The organism is Klebsiella sp. P1954 (assembly GCF_018199955.1).
Lineage (GTDB): Bacteria > Pseudomonadota > Gammaproteobacteria > Enterobacterales > Enterobacteriaceae > Klebsiella > Klebsiella pneumoniae.
The window spans coordinates 2,437,983-2,459,653 of record NZ_CP073373.1 but is presented as its reverse complement, the minus strand read 5'-3'; the positions used below and the strand labels follow the sequence as shown (position 1 = coordinate 2,459,653).

Annotated in this window: 25 protein-coding genes; 18 read left to right on the top strand and 7 right to left on the bottom strand. The window is 58.0% G+C overall.

The annotated features are described in order from the left end of the window. Positions 1-34: 34 nt before the first annotated feature. Positions 35-1,033, bottom strand: coding sequence for a class 1 fructose-bisphosphatase (fbp, locus tag KB890_RS11790; protein WP_002886827.1), 999 nt, complete (start codon positions 1,031-1,033; stop codon positions 35-37). 175 nt (positions 1,034-1,208) lie between these two features. On the opposite strand from fbp, the gene mpl reads away from it, so the two are divergent. Beyond that, positions 1,209-2,582, top strand: a complete 1,374-nt coding sequence (gene mpl / locus KB890_RS11785; protein WP_002886886.1) for a UDP-N-acetylmuramate:L-alanyl-gamma-D-glutamyl-meso-diaminopimelate ligase — start codon at positions 1,209-1,211, stop codon at positions 2,580-2,582. Positions 2,583-2,650: 68 nt separating this feature from the next. Further along, on the top strand, positions 2,651-3,178 hold the full coding sequence (locus tag KB890_RS11780) for a GNAT family N-acetyltransferase (protein WP_019704694.1): 528 nt from the start codon (positions 2,651-2,653) through the stop codon (positions 3,176-3,178). A 43-nt stretch (positions 3,179-3,221) separates the two neighbouring features. On the opposite strand, the gene KB890_RS11775 is transcribed toward KB890_RS11780, so the two are convergent. After that, positions 3,222-4,430 carry an aldose 1-epimerase family protein gene (locus tag KB890_RS11775; RefSeq protein WP_020324896.1) on the bottom strand — a complete coding sequence of 403 codons (1,209 nt, stop codon included), beginning with the start codon at positions 4,428-4,430 and terminating at the stop codon, positions 3,222-3,224. 184 nt (positions 4,431-4,614) lie between these two features. Here KB890_RS11775 and KB890_RS11770 point away from each other — a divergent pair, with 184 nt between their 5' ends. Beyond that, positions 4,615-4,731: a hypothetical protein gene (locus KB890_RS11770; protein WP_014342865.1), complete on the top strand. Its 117-nt coding sequence runs from the start codon at positions 4,615-4,617 to the stop codon at positions 4,729-4,731. 329 nt (positions 4,732-5,060) lie between these two features. Here KB890_RS11770 and yjgA read toward each other — a convergent pair whose 3' ends face one another. Next, on the bottom strand, positions 5,061-5,612 hold the full coding sequence (yjgA, locus tag KB890_RS11765) for a ribosome biogenesis factor YjgA (RefSeq protein WP_004177664.1): 552 nt from the start codon (positions 5,610-5,612) through the stop codon (positions 5,061-5,063). Positions 5,613-5,707: 95 nt separating this feature from the next. Between yjgA and pmbA the strand changes: the two genes are divergently transcribed. From pmbA to KB890_RS11695, 14 genes are all read left to right on the top strand, one after another. Then, the gene (gene pmbA, locus KB890_RS11760; RefSeq protein ID WP_004152265.1) at positions 5,708-7,060 is read left to right on the top strand and encodes a metalloprotease PmbA; all 1,353 of its coding nucleotides are present in this window, start codon (positions 5,708-5,710) and stop codon (positions 7,058-7,060) included. A 36-nt stretch (positions 7,061-7,096) separates the two neighbouring features. Next, complete coding sequence (gene cybC, locus KB890_RS11755; protein WP_002886893.1) at positions 7,097-7,483, top strand: cytochrome b562; 387 nt, start codon at positions 7,097-7,099, stop codon at positions 7,481-7,483. Between the two features lie 289 nt (positions 7,484-7,772). Further along, the gene (locus KB890_RS11750) at positions 7,773-8,111 is read left to right on the top strand and encodes a PRD domain-containing protein (RefSeq protein WP_002886894.1); all 339 of its coding nucleotides are present in this window, start codon (positions 7,773-7,775) and stop codon (positions 8,109-8,111) included. A 10-nt stretch (positions 8,112-8,121) separates the two neighbouring features. Continuing rightward, positions 8,122-8,484, top strand: a complete 363-nt coding sequence (locus KB890_RS11745; RefSeq protein ID WP_002886895.1) for an SFCGS family glycine-rich protein — start codon at positions 8,122-8,124, stop codon at positions 8,482-8,484. A 2-nt stretch (positions 8,485-8,486) separates the two neighbouring features. Beyond that, positions 8,487-8,786: a DUF4312 family protein gene (locus KB890_RS11740; RefSeq protein WP_002886896.1), complete on the top strand. Its 300-nt coding sequence runs from the start codon at positions 8,487-8,489 to the stop codon at positions 8,784-8,786. A 21-nt stretch (positions 8,787-8,807) separates the two neighbouring features. Beyond that, entirely contained in the window at positions 8,808-9,584 is a 777-nt protein-coding gene (locus KB890_RS11735) for a DUF4311 domain-containing protein (protein WP_002886897.1), read from the top strand. 13 nt (positions 9,585-9,597) lie between these two features. Then, on the top strand, positions 9,598-10,242 hold the full coding sequence (locus KB890_RS11730; protein ID WP_004152267.1) for a DUF4310 family protein: 645 nt from the start codon (positions 9,598-9,600) through the stop codon (positions 10,240-10,242). A 105-nt stretch (positions 10,243-10,347) separates the two neighbouring features. Continuing rightward, the gene (locus tag KB890_RS11725) at positions 10,348-11,481 is read left to right on the top strand and encodes an amidohydrolase/deacetylase family metallohydrolase (RefSeq protein ID WP_004152268.1); all 1,134 of its coding nucleotides are present in this window, start codon (positions 10,348-10,350) and stop codon (positions 11,479-11,481) included. Further along, positions 11,465-12,583 (top strand): DgaE family pyridoxal phosphate-dependent ammonia lyase, encoded by a 1,119-nt coding sequence (locus KB890_RS11720; RefSeq protein WP_004178371.1) that lies wholly within the window; start codon positions 11,465-11,467, stop codon positions 12,581-12,583. Before KB890_RS11725 ends, KB890_RS11720 begins: the two co-directional genes overlap by 17 nt. Continuing rightward, a complete protein-coding gene (gene dagF, locus KB890_RS11715) occupies positions 12,580-13,320 on the top strand; it encodes a 2-dehydro-3-deoxy-phosphogluconate aldolase (RefSeq protein WP_002886899.1) in 741 nt (246 codons plus the stop codon). The genes KB890_RS11720 and dagF overlap by 4 nt, the downstream gene beginning before the upstream one ends. Positions 13,321-13,386: 66 nt before the next feature. Next, a complete protein-coding gene (locus KB890_RS11710; protein ID WP_004178372.1) occupies positions 13,387-14,541 on the top strand; it encodes a lactonase family protein in 1,155 nt (384 codons plus the stop codon). Positions 14,542-14,563: 22 nt separating this feature from the next. Next, a complete protein-coding gene (locus KB890_RS11705) occupies positions 14,564-16,474 on the top strand; it encodes a BglG family transcription antiterminator (RefSeq protein WP_004178373.1) in 1,911 nt (636 codons plus the stop codon). Positions 16,475-16,551: 77 nt separating this feature from the next. Then, positions 16,552-16,794, top strand: a complete 243-nt coding sequence (locus tag KB890_RS11700; RefSeq protein ID WP_002886901.1) for a type II toxin-antitoxin system RelB/DinJ family antitoxin — start codon at positions 16,552-16,554, stop codon at positions 16,792-16,794. Next, positions 16,784-17,068 (top strand): type II toxin-antitoxin system RelE family toxin, encoded by a 285-nt coding sequence (locus KB890_RS11695; RefSeq protein WP_004178374.1) that lies wholly within the window; start codon positions 16,784-16,786, stop codon positions 17,066-17,068. The genes KB890_RS11700 and KB890_RS11695 overlap by 11 nt, the downstream gene beginning before the upstream one ends. Before the next feature lie 3 nt (positions 17,069-17,071). Here the strand turns inward: KB890_RS11695 and nrdG are convergent, their stop codons facing one another. The 4 genes from nrdG to KB890_RS11675 all read right to left on the bottom strand — a co-directional run bounded on the left by nrdG (position 17,072) and on the right by KB890_RS11675 (position 21,191). Then, entirely contained in the window at positions 17,072-17,536 is a 465-nt protein-coding gene (nrdG, locus tag KB890_RS11690) for an anaerobic ribonucleoside-triphosphate reductase-activating protein (RefSeq protein ID WP_004178375.1), read from the bottom strand. A gap of 240 nt (positions 17,537-17,776) precedes the next feature. Continuing rightward, positions 17,777-19,915 carry an anaerobic ribonucleoside-triphosphate reductase gene (gene nrdD / locus KB890_RS11685; protein ID WP_004186701.1) on the bottom strand — a complete coding sequence of 713 codons (2,139 nt, stop codon included), beginning with the start codon at positions 19,913-19,915 and terminating at the stop codon, positions 17,777-17,779. Between the two features lie 356 nt (positions 19,916-20,271). Further along, positions 20,272-21,015 carry a MurR/RpiR family transcriptional regulator gene (locus tag KB890_RS11680; RefSeq protein WP_002886905.1) on the bottom strand — a complete coding sequence of 248 codons (744 nt, stop codon included), beginning with the start codon at positions 21,013-21,015 and terminating at the stop codon, positions 20,272-20,274. 2 nt (positions 21,016-21,017) lie between these two features. Then, entirely contained in the window at positions 21,018-21,191 is a 174-nt protein-coding gene (locus tag KB890_RS11675) for a hypothetical protein (protein WP_032408826.1), read from the bottom strand. An 84-nt stretch (positions 21,192-21,275) separates the two neighbouring features. Between KB890_RS11675 and KB890_RS11670 the strand changes: the two genes are divergently transcribed. After that, complete coding sequence (locus KB890_RS11670) at positions 21,276-21,584, top strand: PTS sugar transporter subunit IIB (protein ID WP_022631369.1); 309 nt, start codon at positions 21,276-21,278, stop codon at positions 21,582-21,584. Positions 21,585-21,671 lie beyond the last annotated feature (87 nt).

Sequence of the window (21,671 nt, the reverse complement as noted above, 5' to 3'; positions counted from 1 at the left end):
CCTCCCGCAGGCGCGGGAGGAGCGGGCAGGGCGCTTAGGCGTCCGGGAACGCTTTAATAAAGTTCTCGACGTCTTCTACCATGTGGTTGTTGCCGACGAAGAAGGAGCGACGCTGATGCAGGCTTTCCGGGATAATATCCAGAATACGCTCTTTACCGTCGCTGGCCTTACCGCCCGCTTGTTCGGCGAGGAAGGCCATCGGGTTGCATTCATACAGCAGGCGCAGCTTGCCTTCCGGGTGGCTGGCGGTGCTCGGATAGAGATAGATGCCGCCTTTCAGCAGGTTGCGGTGGAAGTCCGCCACCAGCGAGCCGATATAGCGTGAGGTATAAGGACGCTGAGTCGCTTTGTCCTCTTCCTGACAGTACTTAATGTACTTCTTCACGCCCTGCGGGAATTTGATGTAGTTGCCTTCGTTGATGGAGTAGGTATTGCCCTTCTCCGGGAAGCGCATGCGCTCCTGGCATAGACAGAAGACGCCAAGGGACGGGTCGTAGGTGAAGGCATGAACGCCGCAGCCGGTGGTATACACCAGCATCGTCGACGATCCGTAGACCACATAGCCCGCGGCCACCTGCTTGTTGCCCGGCTGCAGGAAGTCTTCTTCTGTCACCGGCGTGCCGACAGGCGTCACGCGGCGGTAGATAGAGAAGATCGTACCGACAGAGACGTTAACGTCGATGTTAGAGGAGCCATCCAGAGGGTCCATCAGCACCACGTATTTGGCGTGTTCACACCCTTCGAAGACGACAATCTCATCTTCTTCTTCAGAGGCGATCCCGGCAACAATATCGCGTGCTCGCAGTGCGGCTTTTAATTTTTCATTAGCGAACAGATCGAGTTTTTGCTGAACCTCGCCCTGAACGTTTTCAGCACCGCTGGCACCCAGGATATCGACCAGACCGGCCTTGTTGATATCGCGGTGGATGATCTTGGCGCCCAACTTTATTGCTGACAACAAAGCAGTCAGCTCACCGGTGGCGTGGGAGAACTCGTGCTGCTTTTCAACAATAAACTCACCTAACGTTTTCATAACTCGTTCCCTGCATTTTTATGTTGAGTAAAACGAACGCAACAATCTTAACAAAGAATCAAAAAAGTGCGCACAGGTGAATCGCGCCAGCAAAATACAGATTCGCCTGAAATGCATTTCGCCAGGGCCCGGGATATGGGTAAAATGTGCCCCGGATAAGAAAAGGAAATGACGAATGCGCATTCATATTTTAGGAATCTGTGGCACGTTTATGGGGGGGCTGGCCATGCTGGCGCGCTCCCTCGGTCATGAGGTAACGGGGTCGGATGCTAACGTCTATCCGCCGATGAGCACCCTGCTGGAAAACCAGGGGATTGATTTAATTCAGGGCTATGACCCCAGCCAGCTGGAGCCCCGGCCGGACCTGGTGATCATCGGTAACGCCATGACTCGCGGCAACCCGTGCGTTGAAGCGGTGCTGGAAAATAATATTCCCTATATGTCCGGCCCGCAGTGGCTGCACGACTTCGTGCTGCGCGATCGCTGGGTGCTGGCCGTCGCCGGGACCCACGGCAAAACCACCACTGCCGGCATGGCGACCTGGATCCTTGAAGCCTGCGGCTATAAACCGGGGTTCGTGATTGGCGGCGTTCCGGGCAATTTCGACGTCTCCGCGCGCCTGGGCGACAGCCCGTTCTTCGTCATTGAAGCCGACGAATATGACTGCGCCTTCTTCGACAAGCGCTCCAAGTTTGTTCACTACTGCCCGCGGACGCTGATCCTCAACAACCTTGAGTTCGACCACGCGGACATCTTTGATGACCTGAAGGCGATTCAGAAACAGTTCCACCATCTGGTGCGCATCGTGCCGGGCAAAGGCAAAATTATCCTGCCGGAGAACGACATCAACCTGAAGCAGGTGATGGCGATGGGCTGCTGGAGCGAGCAGGAGCTGGTGGGCGAGCAGGGCCACTGGCAGGCGAAAAAACTGAACGCCGACGCCTCGCAGTGGGAAGTCTTACTCGACGGCGAAAAGGTCGGCGAAGTGAAGTGGGCGCTGGTCGGCGAGCATAATATGCATAACGGCCTGATGGCGATTGCCGCGGCGCGTCACGTCGGCGTGCTGCCGGCGGATGCCGCGAACGCGCTGGGCAGCTTTATCAACGCCCGCCGTCGCCTGGAGCTGCGCGGCGAAGCCAACGGCGTCACCGTGTATGACGATTTCGCCCATCATCCGACGGCAATCCTCGCCACGCTGCAGGCGCTGCGCGGTAAAGTAGGCGGTACCGCGCGCATTCTCGCCGTGCTGGAGCCGCGCTCTAACACCATGAAAATGGGCGTCTGCAAGGACGATCTGGCGCCGTCTCTCGGCCGCGCCGATGAGGTGTTCCTCCTGCAGCCGCAGCATATTCCGTGGCAGGTGGCGGAAGTGGCGGAAGCCTGCGTCCAGCCGGCTCACTGGAGCGCCGACGTCGATACCCTGGCGGAGATGGTGGTCAAAACCGCCCACCCGGGCGACCATATCCTGGTGATGAGCAACGGCGGCTTCGGCGGCATTCATCAGAAGCTGCTGGATAAGCTGGCGCAAAAAGCGGCCGCGGCTGAATAAGCGCGTACGCCTCCGGTCACTGCCCTCCGCGTGAGGGCAGTTTTGTTTTAGCTACCAGGAATTGTGTGATGCTGACCTGCGAAAGCGTACGTTCTACCGACTCGCCCCATTTCGCCATGCTGGACGCGCTTTACGCGCGCGCCTTTCCGTGGCACGAGCAGCGCGAAAGCGAGGCCAAACGTCAGGCGCTGAGCCACCCGCGCTACGCGCTGGAAGCATGGTTCGATGAAGGCGTCTTTGTCGGCCTCAGCGGCTGCTGGCAGTTTGCCGGCTACGGTTATATCGAACATCTGGCCATCGGCGACACGCTGCGCTCCCGCGGCTATGGTAAACAGCTGCTGGCGCAGATCCTGACGCGCGCCCCGCTGACCATTCTGGAAATCGATCCGCTAACCACGGCCATCGCCCATAAACGGCTGCGCTTTTATCAGTCGATGGGGTTCCATGCTAATCCCTGGGCGCATCATCACCCGAGCTATCATCAGGGCATTGCGGATCATGAGCTGCTGGTGCTGAGCTACCCGCAGCCGATCGATGAGCGGCAGTATCAGCAGTTTGCCCGGGATCTCGGGCACGAGGTGATGGGGCGGGAGTAGCCCGGCTCGGCGTACCGCTCCGGGCATTCGACTGGCGGCGCTGTTACTCTTTGGCGATCGGCGTCTCGTTCTCCGCGACTTTGTTATCGCCCTGAATCTGCGCGATTTTCTGCTCAACGGCGGCTACCTGGGCGCTATCGTGCAGCAGGGTGTAGGTTAGATCAAACTGCGCGCTGGCGCCCGGCTGCAGCTGCTTCACGCGTTTTTGCTCGCGTTCAATGGTCACCGGATAGGCGTAGCTGGTCCCCGGCTCGATACCGGTGACATAGCCCTGCTTGACGGTATCGGTGTTTTTCCACAGTGTCAGGACCGGCAGCTGACGGGTATCAAATTGAATAGAGGCCCCTTTATCGCCCGCTTTGTTGACCACCGCGGCCAGGGTCTGGTGATTTTCATCGGCCAGCGGCTGAATATTAAATACCATCTCGTCAAAATCTTTGGTCGGTCCCTGATAAGTTTGCCAGGTTTTTAACCCGCTCTTCGCGTAATCATTGAACGGGCTGATGCTGGAGATCGGGGCGAGGAAACGCGCGCCTTCTTCGAGGATCGGGGTGCCGAAGTTGCTGTGGTAGATGATCTGATAATCATGCGGATAGTCGGCATGGTTGGTTAAGACATCATGCAGGCTGAAGCTGTTGCTGCCCGGGACGTAGCGCAGTTCGGTCAGGGTCTGCAGATCGGCTTTTTTAAAGGTGCTCTCTTTCACCAGCCCGCGGATGCGGATTTCATACGGTGCGCTGTCGGCCACCTCCACCTCCACCAGAGAGGCCGGCGTGTTGCCCGCCTTGCCGTGTAGGGTATAAATTTGCCCGTCCGCGGTCACCGGATGGCCGGTCCATTCATAGCCGCAGCGGACCATCATCTCGTTGAATCCTTCCAGCCAGCCGAGGCCATTGCGGCTTTCCAGGTTGATAAACGCCGGGTTGACGACCTCTTTAACCGGCGAATCCCAGCCCATCCGGCTGCCGAAACCCTCAATACGCAGTAAGTTCATGCCGCGTGTCGGGCTCAAGGTAATGGTCAGGCCGTCTTTACTATGAATGGTGAGGATTTTGCTGCCTTCCTGCTTACCGCCGTGCAGGACTTTTTGCTCAATGCTGAACGCATGGTCTTTCACCTTCAGCTGATCGCTGTTGATCTGCCAGTTTCCTTTATCCATCCCCTCTTCAGCGTTCGTCAGCACCCATGTTTTTGCCACGGCCGAGCCGGAAACCAGCAGGGCGATCGTCGTCAGAACCAATGTCTTTTTCATTTTTATTCCCTTTTTGCTGAATCGATTGTGTCATTGACGTGTGAAATCTACCGGCATGGGGGTGATTAAAATGTGAAGCGCCTCACCTGGTGAGAAAGTGGCCGTTTTTATGATGTTAAATGAGATGAAAGTCGTATTATTTTGCTAAGTAATACGTATTTATCACCAGGATATGTGATCTACATTGTTTTTAGCTTTAACGATTCAGCTTGATAAGTCAGGCTATAAACAAACGTATCGTCGTGTGGATGAGGGGATTCAGGCGATGCGACGGGAATCCCCCTGCTGGCGCAAGCCTTAGAGCTGGGGTGAAGGTAGGCCGGATAAGGCGTAGCCGCCATCCGGCACAACGACGGGAACGGAGTCTGGTACAGCTTGCCCGGCGGCGCTGCGCTTGCGCGGGCCTACGGTGTTGAGTAACCGTTTGATATACAGGGCTCTGTAGGCCGGATAAGGCGTAGCCGCCATCCGGCACAATGACGGGAACGGAGTCTGGTACAGCTTGCCCGGCGGCGCTGCGCTTGCGCGGGCCTACGGTGTTGAGTAACCGTTTGATATAGGGAACCGTAGCCCGGATAAGGCGCAGCGCGCCGCCATCCGGGAGACTATTGCGGGCAAAAACAGGGGGACTTAGCCTTCGTTTTCCGCCAGTTCACGCAGATACTGGAAGATCAGGCGCGCCGATTTCGGCGGCTTGTTGCCTTCTTTCTCTTTCTTCGCATTGCGGATCAGCGAACGCAGCTGCTGACGGTCAGCATCTGGCCACAGGTTCAGCACTTCAGCGACGGCGTCATCCCCGTCGTCAATCAGTCGATCGCGGATCTGCTCCAGCTTGTGGAACAGCGCAACCTGCTGGTTGTGACGGTTTTTCAGCTTGTCCAGCGCCTGACGAATCGGATCGACATCGCGGTTGCGCAGCATCTTGCCGATAAGCTGTAGCTGGCGGCGGCGACCCTCTTTTTTGATTCGCTGGGCGAGTTCGATGGCGTCGCGCAGGTCGGTATCCAGCGGAATTTTATCCAGCGCGTTTTTCCCCAGGTCAACGAGTTCCGCGCCAAGACGCTTCAGTTCTTCCGCGTCGCGCTTAATTTCACTCTTACTGACCCAGATGATTTCATCATCTTCATCTTCAACGTCATCACCGGGCACGTCGTCGAGCCAGTCTTCGGGCTGCTTTGTCATCTCAGGCTCCTTAAAAAAAGAGGCTAATGTTACCAGTTAAGGCGCGCACTGAAAAACGGTTCTCTGTTAGACTTCAGTTAACTCCTTCTTACATTATGGCATTAGCAATGAAAGTCATCTCTCAAGTTGCACAGCAGCGTAAGACGCTGGAAGAAGCCGTTACCACGGCACTGGAACTGGCGGCAGGTAAATCTGACGGTGCGGAAGTTTCCGTCAGCAAAACCACGGGCATCGGCGTCAGCACCCGCTATGGCGAAGTGGAGAATGTAGAATTCAACAGCGATGGGGCATTAGGCATCACGGTTTACCATCAGAACCGCAAGGGCAGCGCCTCCTCCACCGATCTTAGCCCGGACGCCATCGCCCGCACCGTGCAGGCGGCGCTGGATATCGCCCGCTATACCTCCCCGGACCCGTTTGCCGGCGTAGCCGATAAAGATCTGCTGGCCTTTGACGCCCCGGATCTGGACCTGTTCCACCCGGCGGAGGTCTCCCCGGACGACGCCATCGAACTGGCCGCCCGCGCGGAGCAAGCGGCCCTGAAGGCCGATAAACGCATCACCAACACCGAAGGCGGCAGCTTTAACAGCCACTACGGCATCAAAGTGTTCGGTAACAGCCATGGCATGCTGCAGAGCTACTGCTCGACTCGCCATTCCCTCTCCAGCTGCGTCATTGCGGAAGATGACGGCGATATGGAGCGCGACTACGCCTACACCATTGGCCGGGCGATCGAGGATCTGCAGTCCCCGGAATGGGTCGGGGAAGAGTGCGCCCGCCGCACCCTGTCGCGCCTGGCGCCGCGTAAGCTGTCGACCATGAAGGCGCCGGTCATTTTCGCCAACGAAGTGGCGACCGGGTTGTTTGGTCACCTGGTCGGAGCGATTGCCGGCGGCGCGGTCTACCGTAAATCGACCTTCCTGCTCGATTCGCTGGGCAAACAAATTTTGCCGGAGTGGCTAACCATTGAAGAGCATCCGCACCTGCTGAAAGGGCTGGCCTCCACGCCGTTCGACAGCGAAGGCGTGCGCACCGAACGTCGCGATATCGTCAAAGACGGCGTGCTGACCCAGTGGCTGCTGACCAATTACTCAGCGCGCAAGCTGGGGATGAAAAGCACCGGCCACGCCGGGGGCATCCACAACTGGCGCATTAACGGCCGCGGTCTGAGTTTTGCAAAGATGCTTAAAGAGATGGGCACCGGTCTTGTGGTTACCGAACTGATGGGGCAGGGTGTCAGTGGCGTCACCGGCGACTACTCACGCGGCGCATCCGGCTTCTGGGTAGAAAACGGCGAAATTCAATATCCTGTCAGTGAGATCACCATTGCAGGAAATCTGAAAGAAATGTGGCGTAATATCGTGACCATTGGCGATGATATTGAAACGCGCAGCAACATTCAGTGCGGTTCTGTGCTGCTGCCGGAGATGAAAATCGCCGGGCAATAACACCTGTTTGCTTAAATAATAAAAAGGAAGTGAGCAATGCGTAAAAAACTGTTAGCGATGCTGGCTGTCTCTGCTTTTGCGCTCGGTTCAGCGTCGGCCTTCGCCGACCTGGGCGAAGACATGGACACTCTGGCAGAAAACCTGCAAGTGGTACAGAAGACCTCCGACGCCGGCGAGCTGAAAGCGGCGCTGAATAAGATGCGTACCGCCGCGGTCGATGCTCAGAAAGAGACCCCGCCGAAGCTGGAAGGCAAAGCGGCCGACAGCGCTGAGATGAAAGATTACCGTCACGGTCTGGATATTCTGATCGGCCAGATCGACGGTGCGCTGAAGCTGGCGAACGAAGGCAAGGTGAAAGAGGCGCAGGCCGCCGCGGAGGAGTTTAAAACCACCCGCAACACCTATCATAAGAAGTACCGCTAACCGTTCTTTTCGGGAGGCATCAGCCGATGCCTCCCACCTGAAAGCCTACCTGTATCACATTTTTCCCTTTTCTTTTTCCGGTCTTTCTGCGGTCGTTTTCCGCTAAACCTCGATCATTGTTGTGATGCGCATCACGTCATATCGCCTGTTTTTACATTTATCCGGCGAATATGTGGAGTCGATCACCTAAGCCTTCTCCCTTTCCACTTCGAAGTGGAAAACAACTCGCTACAAACTCCTGACCCCCGGCGCTACCTTGATTTCCAGAGACATCAGCGGGGTAACACAAGTGAATAACGGAGCGGTAATAAACGACGTAGGGGAGCAGGCGGCGCAGACCGAACGCCTGGCTGACAAGATGTTACAGCAGGTATTCGCCCTGTTAAGCCGTCACGACATCGTCCCTAACGACGTTCAGGAGCAAATGCTGACTTCCCACGTGCGGGCCATGGCCCACCGGTCAATCAGCGGCGAACCGCTACCGGAAGTGGATGCCAGTCTGTTCGAAGAAATTTCTGAAGATTCAATGATGCTGGCCCGCGAAGTGGTCGCACAGTTCGGCAACCTGCCTGATGAAGAGGCCTGGCTGCTCTCCGTCCACTTCGAAGTCGCGAAAGATAACCTGTAAGGAGCAAAACATGGAACAAATCACTGTAGTCATTGGCGACCGTCTGGGTAAAGGCCAAAAAGTCGCCGCAGGCGCTGAAAAAGCGGGCGCACGTGCTGTGGTCGTCCCTGGCGTTGCGGCCGACATGAAGCTTGGCGACATAATGAAAGCGGAAAACGCCACCTTCGGCATCTCCTTCTGCGGCAGCGGCGGCGCTGGCGCCATCACCGCCCAGACCAAATACGGCTACAAAGCAAAATATGGCATGCGCTCTATTGATGAGGGCGTCACCGCTATCAACGAAGGCTGCAACGTGCTGGGCTTCGGCTTTATGGATAAAGAAGAGCTGGGCGAGCGGCTGGTAGAAGCCTGGAAAAAGAAATACGGCGCATAAGTATGAAAGAGCAATTCACCACCACGGTGAGGGTTGCCGGCAAAGGCGAAAGCAAATCACGGGCCTTCGCCGATGCCCTGAACCATGTGCAGGCTGCGGTGATGAAATCATCCTCGCGCATCCTACTGCGTATTGAGCCACAGGACGTGACGGTTGTTCATGCGCGCGAAGCGGTACGAAAAGAGGCGTTTCTGTTCTTCTTTTTGCGCCGTGAACGACGGACCTACAGCGTGGAGCTGGACGTCACCGTCAACGTGACCGCCATCGATCTCGATAAAGTGGATTTCGTCACGCAAACCTGATTGTTAGCAAAAGGTCTGACTATGTTCCTGATAATTTTAATAAAATCGCTTATCATCGGCGGCCTGGTCGGCGTCGGCGTGGGCGCCGGAGCGGCACGCATGTTTCATGCCCCCACCACGCAGGGGATGGGGGCGTTTCGAACCCTGGGCGAGCTGAATTCCTGTGAGGGCGATCCGGCCTCCCACTTCTCGTTTGGCCTTGGCTTCTTCTTTAACGCCTGGGCCTCTTCCGTTGCAGCAGGCTCCTTCACCCAGGATGTTGACCACCGCATTATACCCAACTGGGGCGCGGCGGCGCTGATGCTGAAAAATCGTAACGTCGGCGAAACGCTGCACGATCCGAAAAAAATGGCCATCTCCTGCGGCATCATCGGCATGATTGTCGTCGCCTTCCTCAACCTGACCGCCTCGTCCGTACCGGAAGCGCTGCAGGTGACCGCCGTTAAGGTACTGGTGCCGGCGGCAAACCTGCTGGTAAACACCGTGATGCCGGTGATCTTCTGGCTGGCGGCGATCGATGCCGGTAAAAAATCAGGCTTCTGGGCGACGATTTTCGGCGGCGCCGCGCAGCTGATTATGGGTAACGCCGTACCGGGTCTGGTGCTGGGGATCCTGATCGGTAAAGGCGTCGAAGAGAGCGGCTGGAACCGGGTGACTAAAGTGATGATGGTGGCCATCGTCGCGCTGTTTGTCCTCAGCGGCTTCTTCCGTGGCTTCGACATGAAGATGATCGAATCCTTCCATCTGACCGTGCCGAACTGGCTGGACATGATCCACAACTCACTCAGCGGCAAGTAACGGGAGCCGGATAATGGAACAGAATAAAGGTTTTTGGTATGCCGACTGGTCGTTCCCGATCTTTGTTGGCCTGCTCTCCTCCGGCGTCTTCGCCGGGACCCACATGTACTACCTGTACGGCATCGGCGCCTTTAACGAAGTGGCCTTCGTGGCGATGCTGAAGTCGGGGATTGATACCGGCGTTTACGGCGCGGTGGCGGCGTTTGGCGCCAGCTTCCTGTTCGCCCGCATCATCGAAGGGTCGCTGGTAGGGATCCTCGATATCGGCGGCGCGATACAGACCGGTATCGGTCTTGGCGTGCCGGCGCTGCTGCTCGGCGCGGGCTTTGTCTTCCCGGTGGCGAACTTCGCCGCGTCGCTGGTCACCGGCCTGGTCCTCGGCCTGGCGGTGGGCTACATCATCATTCTGGCGCGTAAGTTCACCATCAACCAGAGCGATTCCACCTACGGCGCCGACGTGATGATGGGGGCCGGTAACGCCTCCGGCCGCTTCCTCGGTCCCTTGATCATCCTCAGCGCAATGACCGCCTCGATTCCTATCGGGATTGGCTCGCTGGTTGGCGCACTGCTGTTCTACATCTGGCAGAAACCGATCACCGGCGGCGCCATCCTCGGGGCGATGATCCTCGGTTCCATCTTCCCGGTGGCGATTAGCTAAGCGCCCGATGGCGCTGCGCTTATCGGGCCTACAAGCCAGCGCGGTTTGTAGGCCGGATAAGGCGGTACGCCGCCATCCGTACACTCTTTTCATCAGGAGATAGCTATGTTTGATTTACTCCTGCGCCGCGCGCGCCTCGTCGACGATACCCTGACTGATATCGCCATTCAGGACGGGAAAATCGCGGCGCTGGGCGAGATTAGCGCGCCCTCCCGTAAAACCATTGAGCTGAACGGCAAGGTTTACGTCAGCGCTGGCTGGATTGACTCTCACGTTCACTGCTACCCGAATTCACCGATTTATCACGATGAGCCGGATAGCGTCGGCATCGCCACCGGCGTCACCACCGTGATCGATGCCGGCAGCACCGGCGCCGACGACGTCGATGACTTCTATCAACTGACCCGTAAAGCGGCGACGGAAGTTTATGCGCTGCTCAACATCTCCCGCGTCGGGCTGATTGCGCAGAATGAGCTGGCCAATATGGCCAATATCGACGCCGCCGCGGTGAAGCAGGCGGTGCAGCGTCATCCCGACTTTATCGTCGGCCTGAAGGCGCGGATGAGCAGCAGCGTGGTGGGCGAAAACGGCATTACGCCGCTGGCGCGCGCCAAGGCCATTCAGCAGGAAAACGACGATCTGCCGCTGATGGTGCACATCGGCAATAACCCGCCGAACCTCGATGAAATCGCCGATCTGCTGAGCAGCGGCGACATCATTACCCACTGCTATAACGGCAAGCCGAACCGCATTCTGAATCCTGCCGGCGAGCTGCGCAGCTCTATTACTCGCGCTCTGCAGCGCGGCGTGCGTCTCGATGTCGGCCATGGCACCGCCAGCTTCAGCTTTGAGGTGGCGCGGCGGGCGATTGCGCTGGGCATTCTGCCGCACACCATTAGCTCCGATATTTACTGCCGTAACCGGATCGACGGCCCGGTGCGCTCGCTGGCGCTGGTGATGTCGAAATTCCTCGCCATCGGCATGACGCTACCGCAGGTGATTGACTGCGTGACCGTCAGCGCCGCAGAAGGGCTGCGCCTGTCGCGTAAAGGGCGGCTGGAAGTGGGCTTCGACGCCGATTTAACGCTATTTCGCCTGGAGCACCGGCCCACGCTGCTGGTGGATGCTGAAAAAGAGAGCCTGCAGGCTGACAACATTCTGGTGCCGCTGGCCGCGATCCGCGCGGGCAAAGGCTATCTGACCGAACAAGGGAGCGCGGAACATGCCTTCGATTTTTGAGAAATACCATTTAAAACAGGTGATTAATACTTCTGGCCGGATGACGGCGCTGGGCGTTTCCACGCCGCGCCCGGAAGTGGTTGAAGCCGCGATGGCCGGTATGAACCAGTACTTTGAAATGAAAGACCTGGTGAATAAAACCGGCGAGTACATCGCCAAACTGTTGGATGTGGAAGGGGCGACCGTTGTCTCCTGCGCGTCGGCGGGGATTGCCCAGTCGGTAGCGGCGGTGCTGGTGAAAGACAGCGACTGGCTGCTGGAGAACCTGCACGTTACGCCGATTGAAAATAACGAAATCGTGTTGCCGAAGGGCCACAACGTCAACTTCGGCGCGCCGGTTGGCACGATGGTGGCGTTGGGCGGCGGTAAGCTGGTGGAAGCGGGCTACGCCAACGAATGTTCTGCCCAGCAGCTGGCGGCGGCGATCACTCCGCGCACCGCGGCGATTCTGTACATCAAATCCCACCACTGCGTGCAGAAAAGCATGCTCAACGTCGCGCAGGCCGCGGAAGTGGCGCGCCAGCATAACGTACCGCTGATCGTCGATGCGGCGGCGGAAGAAGATCTGCAGTGCTACTACCGCATGGGCGCCGACCTGGTTATCTACAGCGGCGCGAAAGCGATTGAAGGGCCGACCAGCGGGCTGGTGATTGGCAAAACGCAGTACGTCGAGTGGGTTAAGCGCCAGTCGATGGGCATTGGCCGGGCGATGAAAGTGGGTAAAGAGGGCATTCTCGGCCTGACCTGCGCCATTGAACACTACCTGACGGCGAGCAAAGAGAGCGGCGAGCAGATGGTGGCGAAGATGACGCCGTTTATCGAACAGCTCAACGCGCTTAACGGCGTGACCGCCCGCGTGGTGTGGGACAGCGCGGGCCGCGATATCGCCCGCGCCGAAATTAAATTTGATGAAGTCACGACCGGCGTGAAGACCGGCGATCTGGTTAACGCGCTGAAGCAGGGCGAATACGCCATCTACTTCCGCGGCTATAAAGCGAATGAAGGCATTATCGAAGCCGATGTCCGCAGCGTAAACGCGGAGCAGCTGGCGGTGGTCGCTCGCCGCATCGCAGAAGTTCTGAATAAGGAGAAACAAGCATGAAACTGACCCCAAACTTTTACCGTGACCGCGTGTGCCTGAACGTCCTGGCGGGCAGCAAAGACAACGCCCGTGAAATTTACGACGCGGCGGAAGGTCACGTCCTGGTCGGCGTGCTCTCCAAAAACTATCCGGACGTCGCCAGCGCGGTGGCCGATATGCGCGACTACGCGAAGCTTATTGATAACGCGCTCTCCGTCGGGCTGGGGGCAGGCGATCCAAACCAGTCGGCGATGGTGAGCGAGATTTCTCGCCAGGTGCAGCCGCAGCACGTCAACCAGGTCTTCACCGGCGTGGCCACCAGCCGCGCGCTGCTCGGGCAGAACGAGACGGTGGTCAACGGCCTGGTCTCTCCCACCGGTACGCCGGGAATGGTGAAGATCTCCACCGGCCCGCTGAGCAGCGGCGCAGCGGATGGCATTGTGCCGCTGGAAACCGCCATCGCGCTGCTGAAAGACATGGGCGGCAGCTCCATCAAATACTTCCCGATGGGCGGCCTGAAGCACCGCGCCGAGTTTGAAGCCGTCGCCAAAGCCTGCGCCGCGCACGATTTCTGGCTCGAGCCGACCGGCGGTATCGATCTGGAAAACTACAGCGAGATCCTGAAAATCGCCCTCGATGCCGGGGTAAGCAAAATCATCCCGCATATTTACAGCTCGATTATCGATAAAGCCAGCGGCAACACCCGCCCGGCCGATGTTCGCCAGCTGCTGGAGATGACCAAACAGTTAGTTAAGTAGTGCCCTTGTCCCTCACCCTCAAAGGGTGAGGGGCAGCTTATCCCACTGAACCATCAAGGAGTTGCTATGCCTGTCGCTCGTCATCTGCTTGTCGCTTCACTGTCCCTGTTTGCCGCCGCCGCGGGCGCCGCGCAAACCCACTATGCCTGGGTAGGCACCTATAACCCCAATGGCGAAGGTCTGTATCGCTTTACCGTCGATGCCAAAACCGGCGCCCTGCGCGATAAGACGCTGGTGAGCTCGTTGCCGAATGTCGCGCAGTTAACCGTGTCGCGCGATGGCAAAACGCTGTATGCCGCCAGTGAAGTCGAAAAAGGCGTGGTGCAGGCGTGGCGCATTGAAAAGAACGGCGAGCTGACCGCGCTCAACCAGGTCGCCTCCGGCGGCGCCGGGCCGGTGTATCTCTCCCTGACGCCGGACGGTAAGCATCTGCTGGTGGCTAACTATGTCAGCGGCAGTATCGCCGTGCTACCGGTGCAAGAAGATGGTAGCCTGGCTGAGGCGGTGGACAGGCATCAGGATGAAGGCCCGGCAGGCGCCGAACGCCCGGCGGCGGCCGTCGAGGGCAGCTTCGCCATCAGCGATCACAACGGCCCGCATGCCCATATGATCGCCGCCGATCCCAGCGGGAAATACGTCTACTCTACCGATCTGGGGCTGGATCGGATCTATCAGTACCGGCTGGATAGCGCCAGCGGTAAGCTGACGCCGAACGATCCGCCGTTTATCGCCGCCTCGTCGCCGGGAGCCGGCCCGCGCCACTTCGTCTTTACGCCACAGGGCGACGGCCTGTGGCTGATTAATGAGGAAGCGTCGACGCTGACCTTCTATCATCTGGATAAGCAAAGCGGCCTGCTGCGTGAAGGCAAAACTGTCTCCGCGCTGCCGGAAGGGTATAAAGGCACCAGCTTTGCCGCCGGACTTGTGTTGAGCAACGATGGCAAACAGCTATATGTCGCCAACCGCCTGCATAACAGCATTGCCCACTTCACAGTGCTGGCCGACGGCAGCCTGAGTCACCAGGAAGATATCTGGACGCGTGGCGATTATCCCCGCACCCTGACGCTGGATAATCAGGGGCAGTGGCTGTACGTCATGAACCAGCGTAGCGATAATATTACCCGCTTCAGCGTGGCGCCGAAGGATGGCAAATTAACCTTTGCCTCCGACTATACGCCGGTCGGTAGCCCATCGCAGATGGTGATATCCGCCCAACCCTGAGCCGTAATTACAAGGAACTGACATGCGATTTCCCAACCAACGCTTAGCGCAACTCTTCACCCTGCTGCGGAATGAAACGCTGCCGCAGGATGAGCTGGCGCAACGCCTGTCGGTTTCCACCCGTACCGTGCGCGCCGATATTACCGCCCTGAATACGCTGCTGGCGCAATACGGCGCGCAGTTTATCCTTAACCGCGGCAGCGGTTATCAGCTGAAGATAGATAATCCGACGAGTTTCCAGGCGCTGGAGGAGACCGCGCCGAAGGCGCAGCACGTGCCGCGTACCGCCCAGGATCGCATCACGTTTCTGCTGGTGCGTTTCCTGACCTCGGCGTTCTCTATCAAGCTGGAAGACCTGGCGGATGAGTGGTTCGTCAGCCGCGCCACGCTGCAAAATGACATGGTTGAGGTGCGCGAGCGCTTCCAGCGCTATCAGCTGACTCTTGAAACCCGCCCGCGCCACGGCATGAAGCTGTTCGGCAGCGAGGTGTCAATTCGCGCCTGCCTGACCGACCTGCTGTGGGAGCTGACCCAGCAAGGCGATATCGCGCCGCCGATCGGCGCCGAGGCCTGTGCGGCGGAGGTGCCAGCGCTGCTGGAGCCGGTGCTGCAGGAGACGCTCACGCGGCATCATATTCGCCTCACCGACGCCGGCGAGCGCTTTGTCTGCCTGTATGGCGCGGTGGTGGTGCGCCGCGTCAGCGAAGGCTACCCGCTGGCCGAATTCAGCGCCGAAGATGTGGCGCAGAACGTCCGCGACGCCGCGCGCGAGCTGACGGGCGAGCTGCAGCGGTTGGCCGGGAAACCTTTATCGCCCGCCGAAGAAGAGTGGCTATGCGTGCATATCGCGGCCCGTCAGGTGCAGGATGTCGATCCGGAAACTATCAGCGCCGACGATGATGAAGCGCTGGTCAATTACATCCTGCGCTACATTAACAGCCAGTATAACTACAACCTGCTGGACGACGCCCAGCTGCATGCCGATCTGCTGACCCACATTAAAACCATGATCACCCGGGTGCGCTACCAGATCATGATCCCCAATCCGCTGCTGGATAACATCAAACAGCACTACCCGATGGCCTGGGATATGACCCTGGCCGCGGTCTCCAGCTGGGGGAAATATACTCCGTACACCATCAGCGAAAACGAAATCGGCTTTCTGGTACTGCATATCGGCGTTGGGCTGGAGCGCCATTACAACATCGGCTACCAGCGTCAGCCGCAGGTGCTGCTGGTGTGCGATACCAGCAATGCGATGGTACGGATGATCGAGGCGATCCTGCAGCGTAAATATCCGCAGCTGGAGATCGCCGCTACCATCTCCCAGCGCGAGTACGAACAGCGGGACGCGATCGAGGCGGATTTCGTTATCTCAACGGTGCGGATCGGCGAAAAAGACAAGCCGGTAGTGACCATCGCGCCGTTCCCCACCGACTATCAGCTGGATCAAATCGGCAAGCTGGTGCTGGTGGACCGTACCCGTCCGTGGATGCTGAATAAATACTTCGATGCCGCCCACTTCCGGGTGGTGGATAAGCCGATGGATCAGCAAACGCTGTTCGCCGAGCTGTGCCAGCAGCTGCTGGAGGAAGGCTTTGTCGATGCGGAGTTTCATGCTTCGGTGGTGGAACGTGAAGCGATCGTCAGCACCATGTTGGGGGATGGCATTGCGCTGCCGCACTCCCTGGGGCTGCTGGCGAAAAAGACGGTGGTTTATACCGTTATCGCCCCGCAGGGCATCGCCTGGGGCGACGAAACCGCCCATCTCATCTTCCTGCTCGCTATCAGCAAGCGCGAGTATGAAGAGGCGATGGCGATCTACGATATTTTCGTGACTTTCCTGCGCGAGCGCGCCATGAGTCGCCTCGCCGCGACCCGCAGCTTCGATGAGTTTAAAACGGTGGCGATGGAGTGCGTCAGCCGGTTTTGAGAGGCGTTTTCCAGATACGAGTGTAATTCAAATGTAATGCTATACTGCATTACAAAATTCCCTTTTCTGGAGGCATAATGGCCACGCTCAATGTTCGACTGGACGATAAACTCAAAAAAGAGGCTTATGCCGTGCTGGAGAAACTCGATATGACACCAACGGAGGCGGTACGCCTGCTGTTTCAATACATTGCGGAAAATGGCCGCATGCCGGTGAAAAGTATGACCATCAGTGATGGCGAAGCGGCGTTATTACGCACCGTTCGCGAACGGCTGGAAAACCCACGGCCGGGGGTTAAGGTGAGTCTGGATGACCTATGAACTGGAGTTTGATCCACGAGCCTGGCGCGAATGGCAGAAGCCTGGCGAGACGGTCAAAAAACAGTTCAAAAATAAGCTCCAGCAGATTGTGCAGAATCCGCGAATTGAGTCGACCAGGCTGAGCGATTTACCGGATTGCTACAAAATCAAGCTTAAGGCGTCAGGTTATCGGTTGGTGTATCAAGTACGAGATAGTGTGGTGGTGGTTTACGTTATTGCCATTGGCAAAAGAGAGAAAGCGGCCGTTTATCATCAGGCGAATAAACGGCTCTAAACGCTATCGCAAATGATGTACGACCTGGTTGCTGCTGCCGCGCCAGATAAGCGCCGGATCTTTCAAATCCTGCACAAACTTACCGTCAACCAGCACGTTAATCAGGTTCACCACCTGCATTTGCGCCTCATTCAGCTCATCAAGTTTATAGCCGGTCCAGACCCAGATATCTTTGCCGGGGCATTCGGCGCGCACGCGCTGAACCAGCTTTAAAATATCCGCGACGTTCTGCGGATGCAGCGGATCGCCGCCGGAGAGCGAAAGCCCCTGGCGTTTGATGCGGGTGTCGTTGAGGTCGGCGATGATACGGTCGGCCATCTCAGCGGTAAACGGCATACCGGAGTTCACCCGCCAGGTGCTTTTGTTGTAGCAGCCGGGGCACTCGTGGACGCAGCCGGAGACAAACAGGGTGCAGCGGGTGCCGGGGCCGTTGACGATGTCGACGGGGTAGTACTGGTGATAATTCATTTTCGCTTCTCAATTAACGCCAGAGCGGCGTTGGCTGCGCTCGCTCACCCCGGTCACGTACTGAATGTACGCTCCCGGGGATTCCCTCGTTTGCCGCCTTGCTCTAACGTTAATTGCTTTGCGAAAACGAAGGAGTGCGGCCATTTCCTGGCGTCGCTGCGCTCGGCCGGGCTACAACAGTGGTAGTGGTAGCCCGGATAAGGCGCTGCGCGCCGCTATCCGGGAAAAGCGCATTGGTCTTTAACCAATCTGCCCATTGCCCAGGTGCTTCACGCGGCGCTTCACCTCTTCCTGCTTGCCGGCGTTGAACGGCCGCGCGTCCGGGCTGCCGAGATAACCGCACACCCGGCGGGTAACGGAAACGCGGGCGGCGTCGTGGTTACCGCATTTCGGGCAGGTAAAGCCCTTGCTGGTGCACTCGAACTCGCCGGTAAAACCGCACTCGTAGCACTCATCGATCGGCGTATTGGTCCCGTAGTACGGCACGTGCTGATAGCTGTAATCCCACACGTCTTCCAGCGCCTTGAGGTTATGCTGGATATTCGGGTACTCGCCGTAGCAAATGAACCCCCCGTTGGCCAGCGGCGGGTACGGCGCTTCGAAATCGATCTTGTCGTACGGGTTGACCTTCTTCTCCACGTCGAGGTGGAAGCTGTTGGTGTAGTAACCTTTGTCGGTTACCCCTTCCACCACGCCAAACTCGGCGGTGTCGAGACGGCAGAAGCGATCGCACAGGTTTTCGCTCGGCGTGCTGTACAGGCTAAAGCCGTAGCCGGTTTCTTCCTTCCACAAATCGACGGCGTCGCGCAGGCGCTGGACGATGGCTACGCCTTTTTCACGCAGCGCCTCGCTGTCGTACATATGCTGGTTGCCGTACAGCGCATTGATGGTTTCATGGATACCGATATAGCCCAGAGAAATGGACGCGCGGCCGTTTTTGAAGATCTCGGAGACGTCGTCGTCGGCTTTCAGCCGCACGCCGCAGGCGCCTTCCATATACAGGATCGGCGCCACGCGAGCCTTCACTCCTTCCAGGCGGGCGATACGGGTCATCAGCGCTTTGCGCGCCAGCTGCAGGCGCTCGTCCAGCAGCGCCCAGAAGGCGGCTTCATCGCCTTTCGCTTCCAGGGCGATGCGCGGCAGGTTGAGACTGATCACGCCGAGGTTATTGCGTCCATCATGCACCTGCTCGCCGTTCTCGTTTTCCCATACCCCGAGGAAGCTGCGGCAGCCCATCGGCGTTTTAAACGACCCGGTGACTTTCACCACCTGATCGTAGTTGAGGATATCCGGGTACATGCGCTTGCTGGCGCACTCCAGCGCCAGCTGTTTGATGTCGTAGTTCGGGTCGCCGAACTTATGGTTCAGGCCGTCGCGGATCGCGAACACCAGTTTCGGGAACACCGCGGTTTTGCGATTTTTACCGAGGCCGGCAATGCGGTTGCGCAGAATCGACTGCTGGATCAGCCGCGATTCCCAGCTGGTGCCAAGGCCGAACCCGAAGGTGACGAACGGCGTCTGGCCGTTGGCGGTATGCAGTGTGTTGACCTCATACTCCAGCGACTGGAAGGCGTCGTAGCACTCTTTTTCGGTACGGGCGCGGGCATAGCCTTCGGCATCCGGGATCTGCCACTCTTCGGCGATTTTGCGATGCTTTTTGAAGCTTTCGCTGACGAACGGCGCCAGCACTTCATCGATGCGGTTGATGGTGGTGCCGCCGTAAATATGGCTGGCGACCTGGGCGATGATCTGCGCCGTCACCGCGGTGGCGGTAGAGATAGACTTCGGCGGCTCGATCTCCGCGTTGCCCATCTTAAAGCCCTGGGTCAGCATGCCTTTCAGGTCGATCAGCATGCAGTTGAACATCGGGAAGAAGGGCGAGTAATCGAGGTCATGATAGTGGATCATGCCGCGTTCGTGAGCCATCACCACATCGTGGGGCAGCAGGTGCTGCCGGGCGTAGTGCTTGGCGACGATCCCGGCCAGCAGGTCGCGCTGGGTCGGGATGACTTTACTGTCCTTGTTGGCGTTTTCGTTGAGCAGCGCGGAGTTGGTCTGCTCGACGAGGCCGCGGATCTCCTGATTGAGGCGGCCGCGCTTCTCACGCTGGCTATCGCGGTCATGGCGATACTCAATGTAGGCGCGCGCCAGCTGCTTATAGGGGCCGGACATCAGCTGGTTTTCCACCGCGGTCTGGATCTCGTTGATGTCGACCTGGGCGCGGCCCTGCATTTGTTGGCTAACGACTTCTGCGACGGTGGCGCAATAGTCTGCGTCATCGACTCCCGCTGCTTTAGCTGCACGCAGAATTGCTTCCTGAATGCGCTCTGAGTTGAACGGCACTTTACAGCCATCACGTTTCATCACATGCGGTGTCATGATCACTCCATATATAGAACAGGTTATCCACAGAGGCGGAGGTTATCCCGAAGGCGCTGCACGCTACGGCTCGTGCTGTTTACCTTCGGATCCGGCCCGTTTTATCCACATCTCATCACCGCCAGACATCGACAAGATATGGTGACATAATAGACGATTAATACAACATGTTGGGCCGAGGCGCATTTTAAGTTCTATATGTAGTGATTTGCATCAAAGATGTTTGCGATTTTATTGACCCAGAACAAGGTAAAAAGGTGAGAGTACGGATGATGGGCGCTGGCGATAAATGTAAATTTAGGCGCTTAAAATATAAGCAAAAATCGAGCCCGTTCAGGCATGAAACGGGCAAATATTCAGGCAATCAACGTATCGTTAAGCAGATCGACCAGCAGTAGCAGGGCATAGCGAGCCTGCTGCGGGTCAGCGGGCAGCGGCAGGATGGCGCTGGCCATATCGCCAAGGGCGTGCTGTTCCGGCGTCAGAGCAATAATGGTCACTCCCTGCGTACGCGCCTGCAAAGTAGCGCTTTGCAACACAGGGTTGGCCTCGGCAGTGGCCAGCACCAGCAGCAGATGATCGTCATTGAGGGTGCTGGCGGTCAGCCGCATCAGCGCCGCATCCTGACAGAGATTAATCGCGATGCCGGAGGGCAGTAGCTGATGCTGGAGCAGCGCGGCCAGCGTCACGTCCTGGGCGCCAAGGGCGAAGCAGTGTACCGCACGGGCGCTCAGCAGGCGCGATTTACACTTTTCCACCGCCGCTTCCGCGGTATGGCCGAGCTGACGAGTTAGGGTAACGCCAAGGCTGCTAAGTTTGTCGCGCCAGGCGACGGGCAGGGCGGCGCTGTCCGGCGTAAGCCAGCTGGCGCGCCGTTCGCTGGCCTGCGCCAGCTGTTTACGCAGATCACGAATATCATCGCAGCCCACTGAGCGGGCGAAGCGGGTAATGGTGGCAGGGCTGACCCCCGCGCTGGCTGCCAGCTCGTCAATAGAGGCGCTGGCGGTAAAGCTTAGATTTTGTAGAATAAAGGTGGCGACGCGCGACTCCTGGGCACTAAAGCGGCGCATTCCTTCCTGCAGCTGACCTACGATATCCATCCTCATGTTCCCTTTGGCAAAACCCGCATTTGAAAATATTTTTCAATTATCGACTGTCTCTCTTTATAGCACCCACGCCGCATATTTCCTATGGTCAGAGCAGTAAAGGGTGACACCCTGGCGATAAAAATGCGCAAAAATTGAGCCTCGATCACATCGGTGAAAATTATTTTCATATAGCCTTCACTATCACACAATATTAACAATATAGTCGTCCAGGCCCTGAGGGCTGAAGCGATAACACGTAAAGGGGAAGCGCAATGCCACGAATCGTACTCTGTTGTGCCGCAGGCATGTCGACCAGCATGCTGGTGAACAAAATGAAAGCAGAAGCCCAGCAGCGTGCGCTGGCGCTGGAAATCTATGCGGTGGCGGTGGCGGAATTTGAACGTGAATTGCCACACGCCGACGTCATCCTGCTTGGGTCGCAGGTTAAATATGAAGCCGGGCGCCTGGCCGCGCTGGCCGCGCCGCAGGGCAAGGCGGTGGCGGTGATCGATATGGCTGACTACGGCATGATGCGCGGCGCCGCGGTGTTGGATAAAGCGCTAGCCCTGCTCGAACACTAATTTTCTCATCCCGTTTTTCATCATCATCACGTGCGGTCCTGGCGATCGCGCGCGGCGCTCTGTATGCCGAAAATCCGAAAAGAGGAC

Excerpts from the sequence above, each read along its gene's own strand:
- fbp (WP_002886827.1), bottom strand. The coding sequence starts at position 1,033 with ATGAAAACGTTAGGTGAGTTTATTGTTGAAAAGCAGCACGAGTTCTCC.
- mpl (WP_002886886.1), top strand. The coding sequence starts at position 1,209 with ATGCGCATTCATATTTTAGGAATCTGTGGCACGTTTATGGGGGGGCTG.
- KB890_RS11780 (WP_019704694.1), top strand. The coding sequence starts at position 2,651 with ATGCTGACCTGCGAAAGCGTACGTTCTACCGACTCGCCCCATTTCGCC.
- KB890_RS11775 (WP_020324896.1), bottom strand. The coding sequence starts at position 4,430 with ATGAAAAAGACATTGGTTCTGACGACGATCGCCCTGCTGGTTTCCGGC.
- yjgA (WP_004177664.1), bottom strand. The coding sequence starts at position 5,612 with ATGACAAAGCAGCCCGAAGACTGGCTCGACGACGTGCCCGGTGATGAC.
- pmbA (WP_004152265.1), top strand. The coding sequence starts at position 5,708 with ATGGCATTAGCAATGAAAGTCATCTCTCAAGTTGCACAGCAGCGTAAG.
- cybC (WP_002886893.1), top strand. The coding sequence starts at position 7,097 with ATGCGTAAAAAACTGTTAGCGATGCTGGCTGTCTCTGCTTTTGCGCTC.
- KB890_RS11745 (WP_002886895.1), top strand. The coding sequence starts at position 8,122 with ATGGAACAAATCACTGTAGTCATTGGCGACCGTCTGGGTAAAGGCCAA.
- KB890_RS11740 (WP_002886896.1), top strand. The coding sequence starts at position 8,487 with ATGAAAGAGCAATTCACCACCACGGTGAGGGTTGCCGGCAAAGGCGAA.
- KB890_RS11735 (WP_002886897.1), top strand. The coding sequence starts at position 8,808 with ATGTTCCTGATAATTTTAATAAAATCGCTTATCATCGGCGGCCTGGTC.
- KB890_RS11730 (WP_004152267.1), top strand. The coding sequence starts at position 9,598 with ATGGAACAGAATAAAGGTTTTTGGTATGCCGACTGGTCGTTCCCGATC.
- KB890_RS11725 (WP_004152268.1), top strand. The coding sequence starts at position 10,348 with ATGTTTGATTTACTCCTGCGCCGCGCGCGCCTCGTCGACGATACCCTG.
- KB890_RS11720 (WP_004178371.1), top strand. The coding sequence starts at position 11,465 with ATGCCTTCGATTTTTGAGAAATACCATTTAAAACAGGTGATTAATACT.
- dagF (WP_002886899.1), top strand. The coding sequence starts at position 12,580 with ATGAAACTGACCCCAAACTTTTACCGTGACCGCGTGTGCCTGAACGTC.
- KB890_RS11710 (WP_004178372.1), top strand. The coding sequence starts at position 13,387 with ATGCCTGTCGCTCGTCATCTGCTTGTCGCTTCACTGTCCCTGTTTGCC.
- KB890_RS11705 (WP_004178373.1), top strand. The coding sequence starts at position 14,564 with ATGCGATTTCCCAACCAACGCTTAGCGCAACTCTTCACCCTGCTGCGG.
- KB890_RS11700 (WP_002886901.1), top strand. The coding sequence starts at position 16,552 with ATGGCCACGCTCAATGTTCGACTGGACGATAAACTCAAAAAAGAGGCT.
- KB890_RS11695 (WP_004178374.1), top strand. The coding sequence starts at position 16,784 with ATGACCTATGAACTGGAGTTTGATCCACGAGCCTGGCGCGAATGGCAG.
- nrdG (WP_004178375.1), bottom strand. The coding sequence starts at position 17,536 with ATGAATTATCACCAGTACTACCCCGTCGACATCGTCAACGGCCCCGGC.
- nrdD (WP_004186701.1), bottom strand. The coding sequence starts at position 19,915 with ATGACACCGCATGTGATGAAACGTGATGGCTGTAAAGTGCCGTTCAAC.
- KB890_RS11680 (WP_002886905.1), bottom strand. The coding sequence starts at position 21,015 with ATGGATATCGTAGGTCAGCTGCAGGAAGGAATGCGCCGCTTTAGTGCC.
- KB890_RS11675 (WP_032408826.1), bottom strand. The coding sequence starts at position 21,191 with ATGAAAATAATTTTCACCGATGTGATCGAGGCTCAATTTTTGCGCATT.
- KB890_RS11670 (WP_022631369.1), top strand. The coding sequence starts at position 21,276 with ATGCCACGAATCGTACTCTGTTGTGCCGCAGGCATGTCGACCAGCATG.